Raw genomic sequence first — 24,413 nt, 5'->3', positions numbered from 1 at the left:
TGAAATTAAAGCAGGATAGTTTATTTTTATAACCGTATAAATTCTAATTTATGAAAACACGATTTTATCTCCTGTCCCTTTTCTTTTTAGTTTCAGTATATATACAAGCTCAACAACGTATTACGCTTTTGTTTGCAGGAGATGCGATGCAGCATTTGGCACAAATAGAAGATGCCCGGACTCCATCGGGGTATGATTATGATTCGTGTTTTGTACAAGTCAAGAATGAAATACAATCTGCGGGATTGGCTGTTGTTAATTTGGAAGCTCCTTTAGGCGGATTTCCGTATTCCGGTTATCCTCAGTTTTGTGCTCCGGATGCTTTTGCTCAGGCTCTCAAAAAGGCCGGATTCGACCTGTTTTTAACGGCAAACAATCATTGTCTTGATCGTCGAGAAAAGGGACTGGAGCGTACTATACGGCAATTGGATTCTTTGGAAGTTTTTCGTGCAGGAACATATTGCTCTGAAAATGAACGTAAACGTTTACATCCTTTACTTTTACGAAAAAACGGAATACGATTGGCTTTTTTGAATTATACTTATGGTACGAATGGAATACAAGTGCGTCCTCCTTATATCGTTAATTATATACAACTCGAGAATATATTACGAGATGTAGAAACTGCAAAGAAAAATGGAGCTGATGTGATTATTGTGTGTCCTCATTGGGGGGACGAGTATCGAACTCTATCGAATGTTTCACAAAAAAAATTAGCGGATACATTGGTCGATGCCGGAGTACATCTTATAGTGGGAGCGCATCCTCACGTAGTACAACCGATTGAAGCTCGTTTGGATTCTATAGGTAGAATTAAGTCTGTAGTCGCATATTCTTTAGGTAATTTTATTTCTAATATGAAAACCCGAACAACAATGGGAAGTATTGTTTTTAAAGTTGATGTTGTAAAGGATTCATCGGATATTCGTATCGAAAATCCTCGTTATGCCCTGATATTTACTCAGCGACCTGTACATGTTCCGGAACAAGGTTTTACCGTACTTCCGGCTGCTCGTTGGCTGGCTAAAGGCGATTCTATACCATCATCTTTGTCGATTCCTTTAACCCGTTTTGTTCAAGACACAAGGAAACTTTTTTCACAACAAAATAAAGGTACGGTTACAGAGTATGAGTTTTAGAGAGGCTTAGAAAAGCAGTTTAAATTTTCTAATATAGAAAAATTATCAGATCATTTTTGTATTTTTTCTGGTCTGTCTTCCTATTTTCACTCATCAGATAGCCTGCTATTTTCTTTTCGTAAAAACAACAAAATATCCTTGAAAGAGACTCTCAAAACTGTTCTAAACAAAATTAAGCAGACTCTTAGAGCCTGTTTCTGAGTAAATAAAAGTGGGATTACAAGAATCTGATTTGGTTTTTGATAAAAAAGTATAGTTTACTATTGTATGTTTCAAAAACAAATACTATCTTTGCATCGCAATTGAAAATGGTGAATGTAGCTCAGTTGGTTAGAGCATTGGATTGTGGTTCCAAGGGTCGTGGGTTCGAGCCCCATCTTTCACCCTTCTCTAAATTAAATAAGAGGTCAGGTTTATCTGACCTCTTTTGTTTTATCCCGAAATATATTTTCCGATTCTGGGTATTTTGTGAATTGTCATTATCAATAAAAGAGATAGAAACAGACAAGAAATTACTAATGTCGGAATGCCTATTGCCGGATGTATATAATAGGTATATTTAATCCAATATACAGATTTTAATTGTTCTAATACATATACATGGCATAAATAAATTCCGTAACTGTAAGTGCATATCCATTTTCCGGGAATTTTTTCTTTTTTGAATTCGATATGTTTGAATAATAGAAAAATTCCGAAAGACATGAGCACAACAGTCGGAGAGAGGCAATTGAAAAATAGCTCGTTGGTTTTTCCTTTATATAGAGAGAGGATGTAAGTTCCGGATAAAGTTAGAAGTATTCCGATGATAATAGCTGCAATTGAAAATCTGCGTATTGTTTGATGAGGTTTATGAAATTTGAGTATCGATAAATAATAACCGGCAATAGGATATCCCAAGTAGTAAAAAAATTCGATATTGAGACTTTTTACCAATTTACCGGTTTCATCGGTTAGCCTTAGTAGAAGTAATATTCCCCAGAACAACAAAATAATTCGAATACTTTGGGTAGATATATTCTGTACCCATATACGTACTGCGGGAATAGCCAAATATATTCCCACAAGCATGTAAATATACCAGAGGTGATAACTGCTTCCGGAACATATTCCGTTCAATAACCGATAAAATTTTTCGGATAGAGATATGTTTACGGGGAGATTATGGAAATAGTATATTGTCAGCCATAATAAAAAAGGAATAAGTATGCGGTGCAACCTCTTTGAGTAAAAGCTTTTCATATCCTCTTTTTTAGGCAGTAATAAAGCTCCCGAAATCATTAAAAATATCGGAACTCCAAATCTTGCTATTGTGTCGAAAAATGTAGCGATCCACCATGACTCGCTTCCTATAGGTCTATGGTAAAATAATGTACTTGATGCGTGTATGGTAATTACGGCAATTGTTGCTAATGTCCTTAGTTTATTATAATATATTGTGTCGTTTATAGACATTTGTTTGAGTAAGTTGTGGAATGCTTTTAAAATAGCAGTGATATATGATAATTCTTTACAAAACAAAATAGATTTAAATGAAAAATCCTTCAAGCAATTTTGCTCAAAGGATTTTTTGTGACTCCGACAGGATTCAAACCTGTAACCTTCTGATCCGTAGTCAGATGCTCTATTCAGTTGAGCCACGGAGCCATTTTTCGAATGCAAAGATATAAATAATTTTTGTTTTGCAAATAATAAATCAGAATCTTTTTTTGCAGAAAATAGATTATGCAAATCAAGAGATGATAACGCTTGAAATGTCCGGGCTAAATTTAAACAATTTCTTATTCTAAGAATTTAGGATTATATAATAATAGTCCTAACCCGATACCGAAGTTCCAGTTCTTTTTGGGGTAGCTATAATGATTAGTATAAATGCTGATTGAGGCAAAAGGCAGATCGTACACTAAAGCAATTTCTCCCATATATTTAAAAGAGTTCATGAAGCGTCCGTAATAAGGCTGATTGTTTTTACCTTGTTTAATTTCAAAAAAGGGTACAAATCCATATAACTCTGTACGTAATTGTAAATTGTTAATGATTTTCCAAATAGGAAGAATCCCGGCAGCAATATATTGGTTTGCTCTAAAAGCCTCATTAAAGACCATTTTGCTGTGCGGGGTAGGAGTGAATGCCGGAGCTTGAATAATAGTAGCAGTATAATTACTGAAAAAGTTTTTGCTGGAAACAACTATTTCACTGCGTACTCCGAGTGTGAATTTGGGTGCGGTATTGAAATATTGATCGTAAGTTCCAGAAAGTTGCAACCATGAGTGAGTCGCTTTTTCAGTGTGTAAATTGGGGTCGGAGGGTCTGAACATTTCTCGTCCATAAACGGCCTCTCCGATTACGGAAACTCGATTTCCTGTTACCGGAAACATAAAACTGTTCAGAGTATTTTTTTCAAAACGTAGTGACCCCATTGCCAATCGATAAGAACTTCTATCTGCCTGAATTTGTGAATAGTCAACCGTATTTGATTGGTAATATTTGTCATATAAATATCCGTATCCTAACGTTACTTCGGTTTTTGCGTTTGTAAGGAACGGAAGACCCATACGGAGTTTTACGTAATTTTCGCTTTGAGTGATAAATGTCGGAGATTCTTCGATTTGAAAAAGTTTTTCACTTTCGTAATATTTCTTTTTGGACACTACTCCGATAAATTTCAGGTACATAGGTATTGTTCCCGGCAGTTCGAAACGAGCGGAGGCCAATCCTGTATTATACGATCTTCCGAATTGTCCGTTTAAGTCGAAATCCAAAGAATAGAGACTTAAAGTTCTGTATTTTGCTCCTAAATAGATTTGATTGGTATTTCCTGAAGAGATATATCCTCCTAATCCTATGGCTATATTATCCTCGAGCTTTGCATTCAATAAAAGTTTGAAGTTCCCGGATTCTTCATCGTATACAGCGTGTGGAATAAGATCGGAGATTTTCGAATCGGAGAGTAGTTTGTAGTAAGATTGTTTGACATCTTCTTGATCGAGGAGTTTATTTTCGTCTAATTGAAACTGTTTACGAATATAATTTTGTTGAGAGTGATTGCCTCCTTTAATAGATATATCTTCGAATAAGAGTTCCGGAGTTTTGCTTTTGAATACCATTCTTTGGAGTTTCCGTGTTTCAGATGGCAGTTCTCTGGGTATTCTTGATTTTATAGAATCCATCATCGACACGGCTTTATCATATCCGATTTTGAAAATTTGGTCTGCTTTCGGAAAATCGAGGAGATTATACTCTTTTAAATTGAAATCGATTAGAATTCCGTCTTCTTCTTTGATCTTATAATCTGTCTTTTGCATGACCATATTTTCGATTTGCGCCATGAGATTATCTTCCTTAGGCTTTTCAGGATTTGAAGATACATTGCTTCCGATGATAATATCCGGATTGAAGTCCTTTTTCATGACATCTATCGGGAAATTATTATAGATACCTCCATCATATAGCAATACACTATCTATTTCGATAGGTTTAAATACGAATGGGAAACTCATAGAGGCACGTACGGCATCACCTAAATCTCCTTTTTCGAATATAACCGGACGTTTATGGTAAACATCCGAAGCTACGGCCCGGAACGGTACGAACAAATTGTTGAAATTTCCTCCTGATTGTGCTGTATAAGGAGCAAATATACGCATGAATGCCAAATTCATCGGGAGAGGATTTATTAAACTTTTGGGCAAAAAATGCGGCGTTATTTTACTGGAATCTTTCAAACCTATTTTGAAAGAAGCAAATTCAGGTGTTTGATCGGGTTTTTTGAAATAGTAGATATATTTTTCTTCCATTTTTCCTGTTGACCAAGATGCAAAATCATCGGACTTTATCAGTTCGATCATTTCGGCAGGAGTATATCCCATTGCATATAAAGCGCCTACGATAGCACCCATTGAAGTTCCTGCAATGTAATCGATGGGAACATTGTTCTCCTCAAGAGCTTGGATAATTCCGATATGAGCGATTCCTTTCGCCCCGCCTCCGCTGAGTACTAATCCGACAGTTTGAGAAAAAGAAACGGATGAAAGTGTCAGAAATGCGGTAAATATGAGCAAGAATCTTTTCATATACAGTTTTCAGTCAAAAAGAATAATCAGTCAAATGTACAGATTTTTTTAGAACAAATCTTTATGGATAAAATGATTTTGAGATACTATATACTTTTTTTAATTGATATGCTTAAATAGCAAAAGAACAGTTATCCGTTTAACAAAATTACTTTTTTGCTTGTTCTTTGTTTTATGAAATATTTTCTTTTGCTTTATTTCCGATCTTGTTTTTTGTTGGGACAGATCGGTATCGATAGAAGAGATAGATTCAAAAACTGTATTTCTGTTTTCAGGGATAGGAGATTTATTATTTATCGAGTATTAATTTTTGTCGGTTATAAGAGCCGGCTTAAACTTTGTTCAAGCAAAATTCAGGCCGGCTTGTAAATACTATATTTTGTTTTGCCTATTTATCTTATGTATATCTTATCGGTTATTATTATTTATCGTTTTCTTTTTCATAAATTCCTGTTTCTTCTATTCGACTGAGCTCGGCAAATAACTGGGCATATTTATCGGCTATGACATTGGCAAAGCATTTCCCTTTTTCTGCTGTGGAGAGAGCCGGATCGCCGATACCGGTATCTTCAGATACTTTTTGCCAATTGCGAGGTATCCAAGCAACTTTTTCTCTTAGAGATTCTAAAGCGAATGATTTATATTTCCCTTTACCGGCGTTTTTGAGATTGACTAATTCCGGATAATAATGCATCATGACCGAAGTTTCTACTTCATCTGCATGATCTCCCGGAGTGTCGAAATATTGTTTTGCAGGGAGTACTGTATACCATTCACTTGTGGCAATTAAAAAATCCGGATAATCTATCGACAGATCTCGGATCATATTTTTAAAGCAATTTCCACCATGACCGTTAATGATGACTAACTTATTGATCCTTTGTATGTGGAGAGACGAGACAATATCTGTCAGAATTGCTTTTTGAGTCTCATAACGGGCATGTATGCAGAAACTTAATTCCCGCTGACCCGGGTTTTGAGCACCCAAAGTAATCGGAGGCATAACCATACTGTTTACGCCGAAATGATCTTTTGCGATTTTTGCTGCATCGACAGCGATACTATGCGATAAAATACAGTCGGTTAAATACGGTAAATGCAAATTATGCGGTTCGGTAGCTCCCCATGGCAATATGACCAGATCATATTTTTTATTTAATACATCTCCAAATGAAGATACTAAAAGATCAGTTCCTTTATTTTTAATATTCATTTTTATTAGGGATAATTCGGTTTATTGGTTTTGAATTTGTTTCTGTTTTTAGCAGAATTCTTGTTATATCCGGAGTACGAATGCCGGGTTTTAGTTCCCCGTTGATAAGTAAATAACCATAGCCGTCGAAAATGAGAGATGCTCCGGCTCTGGCAGTCTCAGATACTTTTGCAATTTCTTTCCATCTTTTTTGACGAGAGTTATATACCAGTAAACGATTATTGAAACGATACCATTCTATGGGATGTAACAGGTAGTCGGGAGCATTGTGTTTAAGGGCTTGTAAAAATATATCTTTGTTTACTCCTCCTGTACATAATATCAAGCTGTCGGATAAGGCAATGATGCTACCACCTCCTAAAGAAACTGTCTCTCCTTCGTTGTTTGTAGGATCGGGTAATGAAACCCATTTTTTTGTACTTGGAGAATAAGCATAACCGTCTGTCGATAAAGTTGCCTGTCGATTTCCGTCAGAAGTAGAGAAGCCTCCCCATAAACAAAATATTTGTTCTCCGTGTGGGCCGATTTGTGCTACACTGACGGCTTGTATGCGTGGAGATCTCGGGAAGTCCTGTAATTTTTGCCAGCCTTTTGAAAGACTGTCTAAATCTAAACAATAAAGATCGTTACAAGGGATACCGTTTTTATTACCTCCGGCTACATACACTACGTTGCCGAGCAATGAACCTGTCATGTTGTCTAAAGTACAAGGTAAGGCCGGTAAAGTTTCCAATACAGCTTTTTTGTTTTTTAGTGTAATTCTATATACTGTATTCAGCCTTTTTTTTGCATTCATGCCTCCAATACAAAGAATACCGTCGGGTGTAGATATGGTAACACCATAGGCAACATCTTGAGGAAATTCTCCGATTTTTTCCCATGTGAAAAGCGAGTCTTCGGTAACTTCGGCGGCATATATACTTCGGTAATATTTTTTAGATCCTCCGTCTGCCGCCGAAATATCGGGAAAATTGCATCCTCCTCCTATCATCAGTGTACTATGTCCGTTGAAAATACCGGCAAAACAGGCAGAAATGCCTTTTGTAAAATCTTTTTCTTTGTCAGGAAATCCTTTTATCCGGTAAACGTAATCGAGTCTGACCGGAAATTCCAAAATCTCTGCTTGAAAAGAGGATACTGGGATATTGCATTCTGAATCATATATGATTTTGTAATCGGTTTTGGGGGATTTAGGCTCTTTTTTTATTTCAGAGTATGTATATGACTCTTCTCCGGCAAAACTTGGCAGGAAGAATAAAGACATATAGAAAAAAAAGACGATTCTTTTTGTCATTTATTTATTATTTTAAACTATCGTTCAGAATAAATATTGTGCCTTGGCATAACTAACTGAGTAAACTCGTTGTTTTGCTCTTGGTGTGCAAATTGTTTTATAAATGAGTCCCCATGTTATTTTCAAATCATTTCTTTACAAAGCATATAGCTGCATATCATCATTCTCGGAATATGAAAAGGCCCTTTGAATAAGTTCCCTTTGGCGGGTTGGGCTACTGTTCCGTCACGATGCAAATAGCCATACCATTCCCCGAATTTTTTATCCGGAAAATGAGAATAAGTCCAATCGCTGATCTGTTTATGCATGATAAGATATTTTTCATCATGTGTAGCTCGATATGCATATAGTGTAGCGATGATGGCTTCTGTTTGCGGCCACCAGAATTTCATATCTTGAGAATAGTCTTGAGGTGGAAAATTTTTGCAGTCACGAAAGTTGATAATGCCGCCGTATTCTTTATCCCAGCCCCATTCCCAAGACCAGTCGAGAATTTGTAGAGCCAATTGTACTAAGTCTTTATCCCAGTTCCTGTGTCGGGCTTCTTCCATAATAAACCATGAAGTCTCAATGCAATGTCCCGGATTAATGGTTCGACCGTTGCAAGTATCTATCAGTTCTCCCTTAGGACCGACCATTTCGAGTAAAGCTTTAAATTCGGGATGCATGAAATATTGACGTATAGAGGTCAGAGATTCATTTATTTGTCGGTCGAGTACAGGATCTTCAATTACTTCCCGTATTCGAGATGCCGTGTTGATGAGGATCATTGTGATCGAATGTCCACGAGATTGCAGTGTCGGTAAATATTTCGGTTCTAAAAAACCGGGTGTAGAGAGAAACTTGAGAATCCTCTTAAACATCTCCAATGCCTTTGTTGCATAGCTTTTGTCTCCAGAGGCTATGGCATATTCCGACATTGCGATAGCGGCAAAACATTCAGAAAAAACATAACGTCTTTTTCGTAAAGGTATTCCCTCTTCTGTTACTTCGAAAAACAGATGTCCGTCAATATCGGTACAATGAGTCTCTATGAAATCGATGCAACTTTTGGACGCAGCCAGCCATTCTTGTTTTTTTTCTATGTGATTGTAGGCATAAGATGCGATAAAACCGAAACGCCCCTGAAACCATACCGATTTTGTGGAGTCCATTAATTTGCCGTCTCGGTCGAGACAGGTATATATTCCGCCATGTTTACGATCGAGACCGAATTTCATCCAAAAGGGCATTATGTTCTCTATGAGATCATTTCGATAAGCAGCAGCCCATGTATCTAAATATTTTGTTATATCCATCTTTGTCTAAAGTTTGTTGCAACGATCAAAAAAGTTGATAGCTTCAAGCTCGGCTTTCATTTGAATTTCTTCTTCTTCAGTCATATTTTGAAAAGGCGTTCGGTTTTTGCCTAAATCCAGACCGATAAGTTTCATAATGCGTTTTCCGCCTACAATATTGCCCCGATAGTGGCATATGACATTTATTACTTCTTGAGAGAAGTTCTGGCGTTCGCGTGCCAACTCGAGATCTCCTTTTTCCCAAGCATCAATGATTCCAACTAGTTCTCGACCGTTATAATTCGTTGTTCCGCCGATGCCTCCACGTGCACCTCCCATAGCCAAGCAAGGCAATATCGTTTCGTCTTGTCCGTGTAGCATATCATATTTTCCTCTTTTGTAAAGCCGGCATTGATTATATTCATACATGCTTTCGAATGTATATTTGATACCGGCAAAATTAAGAATCCGCCCGTCAACAGCCTCCAATAATTTTACCATAGGTAGAAAAGCTCCGTTAAAGGCCGGAATATGGTAATAGTAGAATGGCAAATTCGGAGCTCCTATTGCGATCTCTTCGATATATTTCACCAATTCTTCGATACGTCCGATTTTAGGGAAAGGAGGAGCCATCGCTCCAATACCCCATGCGCCTATTTTTTGTGCATGTTCAGCCAAAATTCGACTTGATTTTACACAGCAACTGCCTACATGAACTATGACTTTAAACCCGTCTGGAGCTGCGGCCATCCAATGTTCGGCCAGTTTCATTCGTTCATCTTCCGTCAGCATATAGCCTTCTCCTGAGGAACCGTTGATGAATACACCCTGTAATCCGTTTTTTTTGAGCATTTTTGCATATGCATCGATCGGTTCGTAGTTTACCTCTCCATTTTCATAGAATGGAGTAAACGGAGCATCTATAAGACCTTTAATTTTTTCCATAGTAGTTATGTTTTAATGTATGATTTATTCCATATTATCTGTCTTGGGACGAAGAAAATAAACTTGCAAGAGCAATGCTGCAAGAACGACGATACTGAGTAAGGCAAAACCTATGCCTAAATTCCCTCCATCGGTCCATTTGCCTAATTGTTCTGTTACGGCTGCACCGGCAAATACACCGGTCATATTCATGATACCGTAGGCAGTTCCGCGATATTTTGCGGATATAAATTGACATAAGATAGGCATATTATTGGCATCGAAAATACCGAACCCTATTCCGAAAAGTAACCCTGCACCGACAACAGCCATAAAACTTTCTCCAAAGCCGAGTAACATTAGAGCCGGAATTGTCATCCCTAAACCGATAGCTCCTGTGTAAACCCTTCCGCGAATGTTTTTCTGTACCCAACGATCCGATAAAATACCACCGACAATAACTCCTATAAATGAAGAGACGGCAATGGTAATCGTAGATATAGGACCGGCTTCGGACATGGGAATATTCAGTGTCTCGGAAAATAATGTGGGTAACCAGTTTTTTGTTGCCCATCCGGGAAGACTGGGTGCGGCAAAATAGAAAAGAATGATCCAAAAAGCCCATGTTGAGAAAAGAACAGATAATCCGCTAAACAAAGAGATTTTCTTTTCTGTATTATTAATTGGGATATTTGTCTTTTTAATATTATGAGCCGGATTTTCTCTTAATGCGAACATGAGAATCAGAGAGTAGGCGATACCTATGATTCCGAACCAATGAAAAGTGGAATGCCATGAAAATGTCGCTGCGATTGTAGCTCCGAAACCACCGACTGCCTGTCCTACATATAATCCCGTCATGTGTATGCCTATGGCCAATGATCTGGATTTTCCTTGATGCCAGTCTGCGATAAGCGATAACGCTGATGGAATGTAAAGAGCCTCGCTTATTCCCATTAAAGCTCTTAACCAATATAGCTCCTGAAAACTGTCTGCATATCCCATTAGATAGGTGACTGTTGACCAGACAAACAAGCTTCCGACTATCAGCCATTTTCTGTTCAGACGATCGGCGATCATCCCCGAAATGGGGCTCATAAAGCCGTAAATCCATAAAAAAACGGCCATTAAAGCACCGAAAGCTTCGGCTTTGTTTAGCTCAGAAATGTCGATTTTCATTGCTTCTTGCATGGTGGAGAGCATTTGACGATCCATATAATTGAGTAGGGCAACGACCCATAGCAAACCGACTACCACCCAGGGATACCAATTGTTGTTTTTCATAAGTATTACTGTTTTTTCAAGTATTATAAATAATGAGACAAATATAAATGATTTTTCGTTAATACAAAAAGCTATTTTTTAATAAAAAGCAATAAGTAGCAGAACCTTTATGAATTATTGTATTGGCAGTAAACGAGTAAAATACCTAAAAAAATATACTTTGGGGTAGAATTATCTGTTTGGATATAGATTTTCAGAGTATTTCTGAAAATCTATATCTTGGATTTGAGTTTTTTGATTTATATCTTATTGTCTCCGATATAGGAATCTTTGAAACCTAAGAAATAAAGTACACCATCGAGACCTATTGTTGAGATAGACTGGGAAGCGTTTTCTTTTACTTTCGGTTTGGCATGATAAGCTATTCCCAAGCCAGCTATATTGAGCATGGGCAGGTCATTGGCACCGTCACCGACAGCGATGGTCTGAGCAATATCCACGTTTTCTACTTGTGCGATGAGACGTAATAGTTCAGCTTTACGTTTTCCGTCAACAATATCGCCGATGTGTTTTCCTGTTAACTTACCGTTCTCTATTTCCAATTCGTTTGCATACACATAATCTATTCCGTATTTCTTTTTCAGGTAATTTCCGAAATAGGTGAATCCTCCCGAAAGGATCGCAATTTTGAATCCTGCTGTTTTAAGAACCTGCATCATACGATCTACGCCTTCCGTTATAGGAAGATTTTGAGCAATATCTTCCATTACAGAAACATCGAGTCCCTTTAATAAAGCCACTCTTCGTTCAAAACTTTCGGAAAAATCGATTTCTCCACGCATGGCAGATTCGGTAATTGCTTTTACTTCATCACCGACTCCGGCACGTATTGCCAATTCGTCGATTACTTCTGTTTCGATGAGAGTAGAATCCATATCAAAACATATAAGGCGGCGGCAACGGCGAAACATATCGTCTTGTTGAAAAGATATGTCCATACCTAATTCCGAAGATAATTGCATAAAATTCGATTGCATTGAAGATTTATCTCTCGGAGTTCCTCTGACCGAAAGTTCTATACATGATTTTGGCTTACGGGCCGATTCGTCCAGAGGAATTCTTCCGGTAAGCCGTTGAATGGCATCGATGTTTAATCCCTGTTCTGCGACGACACGAGTCACTTCTCCGATTTGTCGGGCAGTAATTTGTCGGCTTAGGATCGTGATGATATATCGGTTTTTTCCTTGGAGGCTTACCCAACTGTTATATTCACTTTCACTAATCGGAGAAAATTTGATATTTATTTCTAATTCATAAGCCTTGAATAACAGATCTTTCATTATTTCTCCTGAATTATCATCAGTCGTTTTAAAGAGAATACCCAAGGATAAGGTGTGGTGAATGTCTGCTTGTCCGATGTCGAGAATCGTAGCGTTATAACGTGCTAATATTCGTGTTAGAGCTGATGTTACTCCCGGTTTATCACCTCCGGAGATATTGATCAATATGATTTCGGTCTTTTGGCTCATAAAATTGTATCTTATAAATATGGGCTGCAAAGATAATTAAAATACTGTTATGTATTTTTTGTAGCTTAAAAAGATATGCATATTTCAGTAATGAAGAAAATAAAACAATGTTATAATACTATTTTGTTTAGGTTGTATCGTTAAAAAATATAAATATTTTTGGGCTGTTTTTCAGAAAAAATGCATCTTTGCACTCGTTTTCTAAATCTCTGTCGAAGAAAAGGCGTTTTCGAGATAGTAGATTTACCGCTGAAAATCAGTGGGGCTTGCAGAATTCTGACGAGATGTCGCAACTGCAGGTTTAGTATGAATTATAAAACTTCAGTATGAAGAAAGTAAAGTCAATCTTTGCGTTATTTGTATTGTTTTTGATGTTTTCAGCTAGTAATAATCGGTTTCCTAAAACCGGATTGTTTGTCGGAGAAAAAGCTCCGAACTTTCAAATGACTGATTCCACCGCCGGGACTTTCGATTTGAGAGATCTGAAGGGCAAATATGTTGTGCTTAATTTTTGGGCTAGCTATGATGCTTCGTCGCGCATTTCAAATGTAAGAATGCGTCAGGAGATCGAAAAATTGAATCATCAGAATCTTTCGTTTGTTTCGGTTTCGTATGACCCGAGCAGAGTCATTTTTGAAGAAACCGTCAAATTAGACGAGTTGGATAGAAATACGCAATTCTATGACAAGGAAGGGGAGTCTTCAGATGTTTATAAGGCTTTCCGTCTTAAAAAAGGTTTTGGAAATTATCTATTGGATCAAAACGGGGTAATTATAGCCAAAAACTTTAGTCCTGAGAAGTTGACGGAATTGATAGGTCAATAATCCTTTATAAAAGAGATCGGATATTATTATCCGGTCTTTTTTCTTTACTAATCGGTATTTATCCTTTTTTCTGTTCCCTGTATTTGCTTGGTGACATTCCCATGACTTGTGTAAAAATCCGGGTAAAATAGAATGCATCCTCAAATCCGAATTTGTGACATATTTGATTTATTTTCATATCTGTGAAGTCGAGATAGTGACATGCTTCTTGAATACGTAAATGTGTGAAATATCGAAGTGGCGAATATCCGGTCTTTTTTTGGAATATAGATGATAAATGAGAAGATGATAATCCGGCATGAGTTGCTAAGTCTGATAATGTAATCTTTTTTTCTATATTTTCTCTCATATAGTGAATAATATCTTCGATAATGTCCATTTGTTTGTTTTGGGGTTGTGCACTTTCTCTGTATTCTCCCAAAAACTTCATAAATCCGAGAAAATAGAATAAGCTTGTAATTGCATAATAGAAATTATTTTTGCTATATCCTTTGCTTAATGTATAAAATATTTCTTCGAAAAGACGGAGACGCTCTTCAATACGAGAGTCGGAATTGGGAGTGATGTTTGTCGGTTTGTCAAATCCGTTTGCAAAGAATGATGCTTTTTCTCCATTGAAATGTATCCAATAAATAGTCCATGGGTCTTTGGAGTCGCTCCCGTATGAATGTGCTGTATTTTTAGGTAAGATAAAAAATTGGTTCGATTGTACCGAGTATTTATTCCCGTTTATGCTGAACCATCCGTGACCTTCAACACAATAAATCAATATAAATTGTTCCGCTTCTTCTTTTGTGCGTTCACGGTAATGATATGACGCTTGTGGATAATAACCTATGTCGGTAATATGCAGCTCTTTCCCTAAAACATCTTGAGCGATGCTATCGACAACTGCGGAAGGCAGAACTATAGCTCTTTCTCCTTTGAATCCGCTTTTTATTTTAGCCATAAGTTATGTGATTTAAGATACACTTTCGCAAATATATTGATAATTTTAATTTGTAACAAGCATGTATTCATTCTTTTAAGAGCTGTAATGTTATATAGTATATATTCATATAAAATTGATAAACAGAATAAAATTATCCATGTAAATAACATTTTTCTCTATGTTGTAGATAAAAAAAAAGCGTTCTCTTTGTATTGTTGAAATTTAATACTGAAAACCGATGAATGCACACAGTAAATTTTTTCTGTTTTTTATAGCCCTGGCTTCCGCAATGGGAGGATTTCTGTTCGGATATGATTGGGTTGTTATCGGAGGTGCTAAACCTTTTTATGAACAATTTTTCGAGATTGCCGATAATCCGTATATGCAGGGGTGGGCAATGAGCAGTGCCTTGATAGGCTGTCTTGTCGGAGCTTTAATAGCGGGGAAATTTAGTGACCGTTTCGGTCGTAAACCGATTTTGATTTTAGCCGCAGCTCTTTTTATTTGTACTTCTTTGGGTACAGGCTTGTGTAATAGTTTTACTATGTTTAATGTATTCAGGCTTATCGGAGGTTTTGCCATAGGAATTGCGTCCAGCCTTTCTCCTATGTATATAGCAGAAATTTCTCCGTCAGACGTGAGGGGACGTTTTGTATCGATAAATCAGTTGACAATAGTGTTGGGTATATTAGCCTCTCAAGTGGTAAATTGGTTGATTGCCGAACCTGTTGCCGAAGATGCTACGGGTGAAATGATTCGGTTGTCATGGAATGGCCAATGGGGGTGGCGTTGGATGTTTTTAGCCATGATTGTTCCGGCAGCTTTGTTTTTTATAGTTGGGTTCTTTTTACCCGAAAGTCCTCGTTGGTTAGCTACGGTAGGGCGCAGAGATGCAGCTTTACAGGTTTTCGATAGGATTGGAGGGCGAGAGTATGCTCTTGCGGAGATGCGTGAGATAGAACATACTGTACCGGCAGAACCACAGGGCGGATTTAAGACATTGCTGTCTCCGTCTTTACGTAATGTATTGGTAATAGGTATTGTATTGGCTATGTTTCAGCAATGGTGCGGTATAAATGTGATATTTAATTATGCGCAAGAGATATTTATGGCTGCCGGATACGGAGTTTCTGATGTATTGATGAATATCGTAATAACAGGAATAACAAATGTCGTCTTTACCGTTTTAGCCATGTTTGTAGTTGATAAATGGGGACGGAAAAAACTGATGATGCTGGGAGCATTTGCACTGACCGTAATTTATGCGTTTATGGGTGCTGCATACTATTTTCATGTATCTGGACTTCCGCTGCTGATTATCGTTGTGCTGGCAATTGCATGTTATGCAATGACATTAGCTCCCGTTATGTGGGTTATCATTTCTGAAATATTCCCCAACAGAGTGAGAGGTGTTGCTATGTCTGTCGCTACATTCGCTTTATGGGCAGCATGTTTTATTCTTACTTATACATTCCCTATTTTGAATCATAGTTTAGGCGCTTACGGGACATTTTGGTTTTATGGTTTGATTTGTTTGGCTGGAGGAATTTTTGTTACGATAAAACTACCAGAAACAAAAGGCAAAAGTTTAGAAGATATAGAAAAAGAATTGGTTAAAAAATAACACTATAAAGTATGGAAAAAATTACAGAATACCTGACCCGTTGTGAGGTTGGGGAAGGACAGGTACGTGCTTGGGAAGAAGATATTATGCTTCCTACGTATGGTATAGGAAAAGAAGAAAAAAATCCTATTTTTTTAGAAAAAAGAGTATATCAAGGGAGTTGCGGGTCTGTGTATCCATATCCCGTAGTTGAGAAAATAGAGGATGTAAAGTTTGAGAAAAAATACAAGGCTCTATTCCTTGAAAACGAATATATCAAGATGATGGTTTTACCAGAGCTCGGAGGTCGTGTGCAAATGGCCTACGATAAAATCAAGAAACGTCATTTTGTATATTATAATCAGGTTATAAAACCTGCTCTTGTGGGACTTACCGGTCCTTGGATTTCAGGTGGTATAGAATTTAATTGGCCACAACATCATCGTCCTTCGACATTTTTGCCTACAGATTATTCTATCGAAGAAAACCCTGATGGAAGTAAAACCATTTGGTGTAATGAAGTAGAACGGATGTTTCGAACGAAAGGGATGCATGGTTTTACTCTTTATCCCGGAAAGGCATATATCGAAATAAAAGCTAAAGTTTATAATCGGACATCTTTCCCCCAAACATTTCTTTGGTGGGCTAATCCGGCAGTTGTGGTGAATGAACACTATCATTCGGTTTTCCCGCCTGATGTAAACGCTGTTTTCGATCATGGAAAGAGAGCCGTCTCGAGTTTCCCTATTGCTACCGGTGTGTATTATAAACAAGATTATTCTTCTGGTGTAGATATTTCGAAATATAAAAATATTCCGGTTCCGACTTCATATATGGCGATTCGGTCGAAGTTTGACTTTGTCGGAGGATATGAGGAAGATAAAAAAGGAGGATTGCTGCATGTTGCCGATCATCATGTTTCTCCTGGGAAAAAACAATGGACATGGGGAAATGGAGATTTCGGTGTTGCATGGGATCGTAATCTCACAGATGAAGATGGTCCTTATATTGAATTGATGACGGGCGTATATACCGATAATCAGCCTGATTTTACATGGTTGCAACCGTATGAAGAAAAATCTTGGGTTCAATATTTTATGCCTTATGCAGAGGTCGGATATGTCAAGAATGCAACAAAAGATATGATTTTGAATGTTGACGTACAAGGGAATAATACTAAATTGATATTGTATGCTACGGGAAAACAACCGAAAGTGCGTGTTTTGGTGAAGGATGTAAGCGATAAAATATTGTTCGACAATACAGTGAATATATCACCGGCAGAGCCTTTCTGTGTCGAATTTCCGTCAAACGGGGTGCTTGCAGAAAATATGATTACGGATATATACGGTCAGGATGGAAAATTATTGCTTACCTATAAAGCCGATAAGGAAGAAATAAAGCCATTGCCGAATCCGGCAGAGGCAGCAAAAGACCCTAAAGAAATAGCTTCTATCGAGCAACTTTTCTTGACTGGGTTACATTTGGAACAATACCGTCATGCTACCTATAATCCGATGGATTATTATGAAGAAGCGTTAAGTCGGGAACCTGGAGATGTCCGTTGTAATAATGCTATGGGACTTTTATGGATGAGAAAGGGTGAATTTGCTAAAGCCGAAGTTCATTTTCGTACTGCAATAAAAACTCTTACACAACGTAATCCTAATCCGTATGATGGAGAGCCTTATTTCAATTTAGGTTGGAGTTGCCGTATGCAGGGAAAGATAGACGAGGCTTATGATGCGTTTTATAAGGCTGCATGGAATGCCGCATGGCAAGATGCTTCTTACTTTGAAATAGCCCGAATAGAAACCATTCGGGGAGAATATGAGAAAGCTCTCGAATCTGTTGAAAAGTCATTAACACGCAATTGGCATCATCACAAAGCTCGTCAGTTAAAGTGTTCACTTCTCCGTAAGATGAAATACAATGAAAAAGCAGTAGCTTTTGCTGACGCTTCTTTAGAAATCGATTCTTTCAATATGGGATGTCGCTATGAACGTTATTTGGCATCCGGAGAAAATTCTGATTTGGAAAAATTGAAAGAGTTGATGCGAGACTGGTCTCACGGGTACATTGAATATGCTTTGGATTTTGTTGCAGGAGGGTTATATGAGGAGGCTGCAGGTTTACTCGGATTATATCTTCAGGATGTCGAAAAAGTATATCCTATCATTTATTACTTATTGGGTTATATATGCATGAAACAAAGTAATCCTTCTTTGGCACAAGAATATTTTGTTAAAGCAGAAAAATGCGATTCGGCATATTGTTTCCCTAACAGAATAGAAGAAGTCTTGATTTTGCAAGAAGCCGTCCGGCAAAATCCTTCCGATGCAAAATCCTTTTATTATTTAGGAAATTTTTGGTATGCTTCCCGGCGTTATGAGAATGCTGTATCTTGTTGGGAGCAGTCGGCAACAATTGATCCTGAATTTCCGACAGTATGGAGGAATCTTTCGTTAGCATATTATAATAAATGTAATAATCGAGAAAAGGCGGTTGCTGCTTTAGAAAAAGCTTTTGCTTTAGACAATACGGATGCACGTATATTGATGGAACTCGACCAGCTTTATAAGAAACTGGGACGTTCATATGCCGAACGGTTGACTTTCCTTGAGAAACATGTCGCGTTGGTCGAATCCCGTGATGATTTGGCTTTGGAACGCATCACTTTATATAATCAGTTAGGACGTTATTCCGAAGCAAAAGCTTTGCTTGCGGCTCGTAAGTTCCACCCGTGGGAAGGCGGTGAGGGAAAAGTGACAGGACAATATGTTTTGTGTCACGTAGAACTGGCAAAAGAAGCAATTTCTGCAGGACGGTTTGAAGAGGCTTTGGATTTGTTGAATAAAACAGAATCGTATCCGTACAATTTGGGAGAAGGAAAACTCGCCGGAGCAGAGGAAAATGATATCTATTATTATAAAGGATTGTGTTATCGTGAGCTCGGTAAAGAGAGCGAAGCTTTAAGTTGTTTTCATAAGGCGACAGTCGGATCTTCTGAACCTGCACAAGCATTCTTCTATAATGATCAACAACCTGATAAAATATTCTATCAAGGATTGGCATGGCGAGCTTTAGGTGATGAGAAAAAGGCTCGAAGCCGCTTTAATAAGCTGATCAAACATGGTGAGAAGCATCTTTTCGATAATTGTAAGATAGATTATTTTGCTGTTTCATTACCTGATTTGGCAATTTGGGAAGAAGATCTGAATAAGCGAAATCTCCTTCATTGCAACTATGTAATGGGATTAGGACATTTAGGTTTAGGGAACTTGGTGAAAGCAAGATCATTCTTGGAGGAAGTTCGGAAATTAGATGTAAATCACCAAGGAGGACAAATACATTTGAATATGTGCAATAGGTAGAAAGATTGTTTGATAAAATTATATCCTTGTGTTAAAGGTGGAAACAAAAAGATTGATATTATCTTTTTTTGTTTATTTTTCCTCTCAAATATTTGTCTTTATTTGAAGGAGAATCCACCTTTGGCAAGATATAATAGATAGGCGTGTTTTATATAATAAAGTATATTATATTTATAAATACCGGATTTGTACCATTTTAGGCTTATTTTATGAAAAGAAATATTTTGTTTTTGCTTCTGATATTATTCGGGCTTGTTCCGGAGGGTTTTTCTCAGGAATATGTATTGGATTTAAGTGGGACATGGCAATTCGCTATGGACAGTAAGGATGTCGGTGAACAGGAGTGCTGGTTTGAAAGATCTTTGGAAGATGTTATTCTGTTGCCCGGTACGACCGATTTGGCAGGGAAGGGTATTCCGAATGAACTCTCTCCGGCTTTGGAAAAGCCTCAAATGTTACACTTGACTCGTCGTCATTCTTATGTAGGTCCGGCGTGGTATAGCCGGGAGATTGAGATTCCTGCATCGTGGAAAGGTCGGAACGTTTCTCTCTATTTGGAACGTGTTATGTGGCAATCTAAAGTTTGGATAGATGGGGTTGCTTTGGAGGGGGTACAAGAGAGCCTGACTACACCGCATCGTTTCGATTTACCATCAGATATTCGTCCTGGGAAACACCGGTTGACGATCAGGATTGATAATCGCAAACAGTATGATATTTCGGTTAAAGATTTGGCGCATGCTTATACCAATGATACTCAGATTATGTGGAATGGTGTATTGGGACGTCTGGAACTTCGTGCGGAAAATCAAATCTCTGTTGAGGATGTTCAGCTTTATCCGAATGTATCTCAGAAAAAAGTGCGATGTGTGGTAACTGTGTCGAATTTTGGAAAGAAAGAAAAAAAAGGAACTCTTTCATTTAATCCGAAAATATTAACAGATGGAAGAGCATTGTCGTCACAGTTATTGACTACATCTTTTCGTCCCGGAAAAAATACTATAACGTATGATTATGATATGGGCGAAAATACTGTTTTATGGAATGAATTTTCTCCGGTTTGTTATCAGATGGATGTTATTTTGACACAAGGGAAAAAAACTTCTGCTTTTTCAGCCCGGTTCGGAATGCGTAATTTATCGACGTCGGGTTCTGTATTGATGAATAACGGCGACCGCATTTATTTAAGAGGAACATTGGAATGTTGTATTTTCCCTTTAACAGGTACACCTCCTACTGATAAGGAAGGCTGGAACAAAGTATTTAGTGTTGCAAAAGCATACGGTTTGAATCATTTGCGTTTCCATTCGTGGTGTCCTCCTCAGGCAGCGTTTGAGGTAGCAGATGATATGGGATTTTATTTGCAGGTAGAGTTGCCTTTATGGTCTTTGACCGTTGGTAAGGATACGACAACCAACAGATTTCTTTATGAAGAGGCTGATAGAATATTAAAGGAATATGGTAACCATCCTTCGTTTTGTTTAATGAGCGTCGGAAATGAATTGCAACCGGACTTTGACTTTTTGAATAGTTTACGTTCTTATATGAAATCAAAAGACAATCGCCACTTATATACGACTACTACGTTTACTTTTGAAAAAGGTCATGGTGATTGGCCGGAAACCGGTGATGATTTTTTTGTGACGCAATGGACGAAAAAAGGTTGGGTTAGAGGACAGGGTGTTTTTAACGACGAATCTCCTTGTTTTAATAAAGATTATACTTCTTCCGTTGACGGGATGAATGTTCCTCTTATTTCTCATGAGATAGGACAGTATGCCGTGTATCCTAATTTGAGAGAGATTGAAAAATATAAAGGTGTACTTGACCCTTTGAATTTTAAGGCGGTAAGGGCTGATTTGCAAGAAAAAGGATTGTTGTCTAAAGCCGATGATTATTTGAACGCTTCGGGAAAATTGGCTGCTATATTGTATAAAGAGGAGATTGAACGGGCTCTGAAAACACCCGGATTCTCAGGTTTTCAATTGCTCGATTTGCACGATTTCCCCGGACAAGGAACTGCTTTAGTCGGTTTGTTAGATGCATTTTGGGATTCTAAGGGGATTGTTGCTGCTGAAGATTTTCGTAATTTTTGTTCTCCAGTTGTTCCTTTAACTCGTTTCCCGAAAGCGATTTATACGAATAACGAGTTATTCGAGGCGACAGTGGAAATTGCTAATTATGCTGCTTCAGATATTGAAAATAAAAAAATTTCGTGGAATTTATTTGGTCCGGGTAGAAAATCTGTTGCATCAGGATATTTTGATGCAGCACACATTGAAAAGGGTAAAAATTCTGTTATAGGAAAGATTTCAGCGTCTTTAAATCAGGTTACGGTTGCGACTTGTCTTACTTTGGAAGTGGCTGTAGCGGAAACGCCTTACAAGAATAGCTGGTCGGTATGGGTGTATCCCGAAAATGTAGCTATAAATGCGGGAGATGTTTGCGTGACAGATAATTTGGAAAAAGCTCTTTCAGAGTTGTCAAAGGGTCGGAAAGTGCTGCTTTCACCTCCTGTTGGCGCATTAAAGGGTATAGAAGGCAAGTTTGTTCCGGTTTTTTGGAGTCCGATTCATTTTCCGAAACAAGCGGGAAGTATGGGGATTTTGTGTGATTCCGGACATTCGGCTTTGTCGGATTTTCCAACCGAAAATCATACCGACTGGCAATGGTGGCATTTGCTGAAAAACTCTAAAACGTTAGTCGTCGATTCTATAGCTCCGGTGTCTGCGATAGTAGAACATGTCGATAATTTTGCGAACAACAGGCGATTGGTTTCGGTCTTTGAGGCTACTTGCAATGGCGGTAAGTTGTTGTTTTCTTCTATGGACATTCTTTCGGAAAAAAATCGGAAATATCCGGAAATCCGTCAGTTGCTTTACAGCCTTTTGAATTATATGAATTCAGAAACTTTCAAACCTTGTTCAGAACTTCCTAAAGAAGATCTTAATAAGTTGGTAGATAGTGAAATACATGAAGTGAAATCGAGTAGTGCGACTTCTATATATTGAAAACATTTTTGATAAAACCTGAAGAAATGGATAGACCGAAAATTTGTCCATGTGCTTTGTGAAATTGTCCATTTTTTTATGCTTTTTATAGTCGTATTTTCGTGATGTAAACTTAAAAATCGGTAGTTATTTATCTTTAAATAATCATTGCCGATCTTATCAGATATTTTTTAATTATAAATTTTTGAGCCATGAAACATTGTTATCTAAAACGAAATCTGAAATTTTTTACAGGATGTCTGTGTGCTTGGGCAATGTTCGCCCCTATGACAGCACAAGTTTTGCCGGATGGAATGACCCGTTTGACACCGGAAGGTTTAGAGTTGGGTAGTGTTATGTCTGTTGCCAATCCATTGGGTCCTAAAGAACATGCCGTGAGAACAGAGAATTTTCTCTTTTTTGCCGGCAAGGATGCTGATCATGGCAGCGAGTTGTGGTACACAGACTTGACACCGGAAGGTACGAAGTTATTTATGGATATTATTCCGGGATCTGAGAGTTCCGAACCGAGTGGTTTGAAATGGGTGAACGGAAAATTGTTCTTTACGGCAGAAACTGCTGAATACGGACGGGAACTTTGGGTCTCAGACGGAACAGTAGAGGGGACGAAAATGGTAAAAGATATTTATCCGGGAAATATCGGTTCTCAACCGGGAAATATGGTTATTCTCGGGGATAAAGTTCTTTTTACAGCGAGGGATGAAGAAAGTGAAATGATGCCTGTTGTAGATCCTGAAACTCCTGAGAGTTGGATTTGGATATCCGATGGTACAGAAGAAGGAACAGTGCGTATCGCAAGCATTCCGATGAGGAGTTATTTTGAGGTAATGGGCGATAAGGCTTTTTTCGCAGGAGTTGATCTTGAGCATAACGAAGAATTGTGGATTACCGATGGAACACCTGAAGGAACAAAGTTACTGAAAGATATTAATAACAGACCGAGTGATGATGGTACATTCGGAACCGGTCCGGCAGGGATTGGAGCATTGCGTAATATCAATGATAAGATGGTGGTTTTTCGTGCTGAAACGGTAGCGGAACAAGTCGGTCAGGATTACGGGAGTGAAATTTGGTATAGCGATGGAACTCCTGAGGGGACTAAGTGGTTGGGATTCGATTTCGCCAAGGGAGAAGTTGGAGGTCTACCTGCGGCTACGGAATTTGCTTACCCGATAGCAATTGGTGATACGATTTATTTCCGAGCAAAGGACGGTATTCATGGTTGTGAGCCTTGTTTCTGGGATTTGACCAAGCCTATCGAAGATGGAGTAAATCCTCGTATGATTTATGATATTAATCATTGGGGTGGAAATGTTGCTTTGGATTCTTGGGGGTCGAATGCTGATTTCTTTGTATATCAAGGATATTTGATGATTCAGGCCAACGGAGGATATTATATGCCGGAAGATGTTAACCAATATGCTTCGGGATATAGTTTGTGGTTGGCTCCTACCGCTACTTTGGATACTTGTATTTATCAGCGTCAGTTCTGGGGTACAGAGATTGCTGCCGGAAGTTTGGCTGATAATTGCTCAAACTTCAGAGAAGTAAGCGGCAAACTGTTTTTTAAAGCACAAGATGAGAACAACAATAATGAATTATGGGTGATCGACGGTATTGAAAATGCCCCTGTTAAAGTTGTCGATTTACCGGATAACGGTTCTCCTACGGGATTTTATAATATTAATAATAATCTGTATTTCGGCTCTTCATCGACAAAAGCTCTTTACAAATATGATTTGGGAGGAACCAGTGCTATAGAAGATCCTGCAACGGTGGCTGTTAAGGTGACGGTTTACCCTAATCCTGCAACCGAAAGAATTTTCATCACGACACATCAGGATATAAAAACCGTACAAATTTATGATCTTTCGGGTGCACAGGTGTTGGAGACGGCAGCCGATAATATTGATGTTTCGGCTCTTAACGGAATCTATTTTGTAAAAATTGTATTAGCTGACGGACATCAAGTTGTTGAAAAGATTGTAGTTAAATAA

Annotated in this window: 15 protein-coding genes and 2 tRNA genes; 7 read left to right on the top strand and 10 right to left on the bottom strand. The window is 38.1% G+C overall.

From position 1 onward, the window contains the following. Nucleotides 1-50 precede the first annotated feature (50 nt). Together QUE35_RS04475 and QUE35_RS04470 are read left to right on the top strand one after the other, a co-directional pair. Nucleotides 51-1,139, top strand: a complete 1,089-nt coding sequence (locus QUE35_RS04475) for a CapA family protein (RefSeq protein WP_022602884.1) — start codon at nt 51-53, stop codon at nt 1,137-1,139. A gap of 310 nt (nt 1,140-1,449) precedes the next feature. Next, nucleotides 1,450-1,525 (top strand) — tRNA-His (locus QUE35_RS04470). A 46-nt stretch (nt 1,526-1,571) separates the two neighbouring features. Here the strand turns inward: QUE35_RS04470 and QUE35_RS04465 are convergent. From QUE35_RS04465 to serB, 9 genes are all read right to left on the bottom strand, one after another. Further along, nucleotides 1,572-2,594 carry an acyltransferase gene (locus QUE35_RS04465; protein WP_081705750.1) on the bottom strand — a complete coding sequence of 341 codons (1,023 nt, stop codon included), beginning with the start codon at nt 2,592-2,594 and terminating at the stop codon, nt 1,572-1,574. Nucleotides 2,595-2,712: 118 nt separating this feature from the next. Then, a tRNA-Arg gene (locus tag QUE35_RS04460) sits at nt 2,713-2,786 on the bottom strand. 134 nt (nt 2,787-2,920) lie between these two features. Next, nucleotides 2,921-5,212, bottom strand: coding sequence for a patatin-like phospholipase family protein (locus QUE35_RS04455; RefSeq protein WP_022390965.1), 2,292 nt, complete (start codon nt 5,210-5,212; stop codon nt 2,921-2,923). A gap of 421 nt (nt 5,213-5,633) precedes the next feature. Beyond that, nucleotides 5,634-6,425 carry a creatininase family protein gene (locus tag QUE35_RS04450; protein ID WP_022602889.1) on the bottom strand — a complete coding sequence of 264 codons (792 nt, stop codon included), beginning with the start codon at nt 6,423-6,425 and terminating at the stop codon, nt 5,634-5,636. Continuing rightward, nucleotides 6,415-7,719, bottom strand: coding sequence for a cyclically-permuted mutarotase family protein (locus tag QUE35_RS04445; RefSeq protein WP_022602891.1), 1,305 nt, complete (start codon nt 7,717-7,719; stop codon nt 6,415-6,417). Before QUE35_RS04445 ends, QUE35_RS04450 begins: the two co-directional genes overlap by 11 nt. 122 nt (nt 7,720-7,841) lie before the next feature. Next, a complete protein-coding gene (locus QUE35_RS04440; protein ID WP_022602893.1) occupies nt 7,842-9,017 on the bottom strand; it encodes an AGE family epimerase/isomerase in 1,176 nt (391 codons plus the stop codon). Between the two features lie 6 nt (nt 9,018-9,023). After that, complete coding sequence (locus QUE35_RS04435; RefSeq protein WP_022602895.1) at nt 9,024-9,941, bottom strand: dihydrodipicolinate synthase family protein; 918 nt, start codon at nt 9,939-9,941, stop codon at nt 9,024-9,026. 24 nt (nt 9,942-9,965) lie between these two features. Beyond that, nucleotides 9,966-11,204: an MFS transporter gene (locus QUE35_RS04430; protein WP_022390970.1), complete on the bottom strand. Its 1,239-nt coding sequence runs from the start codon at nt 11,202-11,204 to the stop codon at nt 9,966-9,968. A 239-nt stretch (nt 11,205-11,443) separates the two neighbouring features. Continuing rightward, on the bottom strand, nt 11,444-12,673 hold the full coding sequence (serB, locus tag QUE35_RS04425; RefSeq protein ID WP_022390750.1) for a phosphoserine phosphatase SerB: 1,230 nt from the start codon (nt 12,671-12,673) through the stop codon (nt 11,444-11,446). 326 nt (nt 12,674-12,999) lie between these two features. Between serB and QUE35_RS04420 the strand changes: the two genes are divergently transcribed. Then, the gene (locus QUE35_RS04420; protein WP_031258931.1) at nt 13,000-13,497 is read left to right on the top strand and encodes a peroxiredoxin family protein; all 498 of its coding nucleotides are present in this window, start codon (nt 13,000-13,002) and stop codon (nt 13,495-13,497) included. A gap of 58 nt (nt 13,498-13,555) precedes the next feature. Here the strand turns inward: QUE35_RS04420 and QUE35_RS04415 are convergent, their stop codons facing one another. Further along, nucleotides 13,556-14,446 carry an AraC family transcriptional regulator gene (locus QUE35_RS04415; protein ID WP_286262670.1) on the bottom strand — a complete coding sequence of 297 codons (891 nt, stop codon included), beginning with the start codon at nt 14,444-14,446 and terminating at the stop codon, nt 13,556-13,558. A 220-nt stretch (nt 14,447-14,666) separates the two neighbouring features. Here QUE35_RS04415 and QUE35_RS04410 point away from each other — a divergent pair, with 220 nt between their 5' ends. The 4 genes from QUE35_RS04410 to QUE35_RS04395 all read left to right on the top strand — a co-directional run bounded on the left by QUE35_RS04410 (nt 14,667) and on the right by QUE35_RS04395 (nt 24,413). After that, complete coding sequence (locus tag QUE35_RS04410) at nt 14,667-16,052, top strand: sugar porter family MFS transporter (RefSeq protein WP_022390747.1); 1,386 nt, start codon at nt 14,667-14,669, stop codon at nt 16,050-16,052. 11 nt (nt 16,053-16,063) lie between these two features. Continuing rightward, nucleotides 16,064-19,405 (top strand): DUF5107 domain-containing protein, encoded by a 3,342-nt coding sequence (locus QUE35_RS04405; RefSeq protein ID WP_022602902.1) that lies wholly within the window; start codon nt 16,064-16,066, stop codon nt 19,403-19,405. Nucleotides 19,406-19,614: 209 nt separating this feature from the next. Next, on the top strand, nt 19,615-22,416 hold the full coding sequence (locus QUE35_RS04400) for a DUF8487 domain-containing protein (protein WP_022602904.1): 2,802 nt from the start codon (nt 19,615-19,617) through the stop codon (nt 22,414-22,416). A 191-nt stretch (nt 22,417-22,607) separates the two neighbouring features. Next, the gene (locus QUE35_RS04395; RefSeq protein WP_022602906.1) at nt 22,608-24,413 is read left to right on the top strand and encodes an ELWxxDGT repeat protein; all 1,806 of its coding nucleotides are present in this window, start codon (nt 22,608-22,610) and stop codon (nt 24,411-24,413) included.

The sequence above is a fragment of the Coprobacter fastidiosus genome, assembly GCF_030296935.1.
Taxonomy (GTDB): Bacteria; Bacteroidota; Bacteroidia; order Bacteroidales; family Coprobacteraceae; genus Coprobacter; species Coprobacter fastidiosus.
Note: the sequence above shows the minus strand (reverse complement) of the source record. Positions and strands in the feature narration are given on the sequence as shown.

Coding starts and splice junctions, on each gene's coding strand:
- QUE35_RS04455 (WP_022390965.1), bottom strand. CDS start 5,212: ATGAAAAGATTCTTGCTCATATTTACCGCATTTCTGACACTTTCATCC.
- QUE35_RS04475 (WP_022602884.1), top strand. CDS start 51: ATGAAAACACGATTTTATCTCCTGTCCCTTTTCTTTTTAGTTTCAGTA.
- QUE35_RS04400 (WP_022602904.1), top strand. CDS start 19,615: ATGAAAAGAAATATTTTGTTTTTGCTTCTGATATTATTCGGGCTTGTT.
- QUE35_RS04450 (WP_022602889.1), bottom strand. CDS start 6,425: ATGAATATTAAAAATAAAGGAACTGATCTTTTAGTATCTTCATTTGGA.
- QUE35_RS04405 (WP_022602902.1), top strand. CDS start 16,064: ATGGAAAAAATTACAGAATACCTGACCCGTTGTGAGGTTGGGGAAGGA.
- QUE35_RS04395 (WP_022602906.1), top strand. CDS start 22,608: ATGAAACATTGTTATCTAAAACGAAATCTGAAATTTTTTACAGGATGT.
- QUE35_RS04410 (WP_022390747.1), top strand. CDS start 14,667: ATGAATGCACACAGTAAATTTTTTCTGTTTTTTATAGCCCTGGCTTCC.
- QUE35_RS04445 (WP_022602891.1), bottom strand. CDS start 7,719: ATGACAAAAAGAATCGTCTTTTTTTTCTATATGTCTTTATTCTTCCTG.
- QUE35_RS04430 (WP_022390970.1), bottom strand. CDS start 11,204: ATGAAAAACAACAATTGGTATCCCTGGGTGGTAGTCGGTTTGCTATGG.
- QUE35_RS04435 (WP_022602895.1), bottom strand. CDS start 9,941: ATGGAAAAAATTAAAGGTCTTATAGATGCTCCGTTTACTCCATTCTAT.
- QUE35_RS04420 (WP_031258931.1), top strand. CDS start 13,000: ATGAAGAAAGTAAAGTCAATCTTTGCGTTATTTGTATTGTTTTTGATG.
- QUE35_RS04440 (WP_022602893.1), bottom strand. CDS start 9,017: ATGGATATAACAAAATATTTAGATACATGGGCTGCTGCTTATCGAAAT.
- serB (WP_022390750.1), bottom strand. CDS start 12,673: ATGAGCCAAAAGACCGAAATCATATTGATCAATATCTCCGGAGGTGAT.
- QUE35_RS04415 (WP_286262670.1), bottom strand. CDS start 14,446: ATGGCTAAAATAAAAAGCGGATTCAAAGGAGAAAGAGCTATAGTTCTG.
- QUE35_RS04465 (WP_081705750.1), bottom strand. CDS start 2,594: ATGTCTATAAACGACACAATATATTATAATAAACTAAGGACATTAGCA.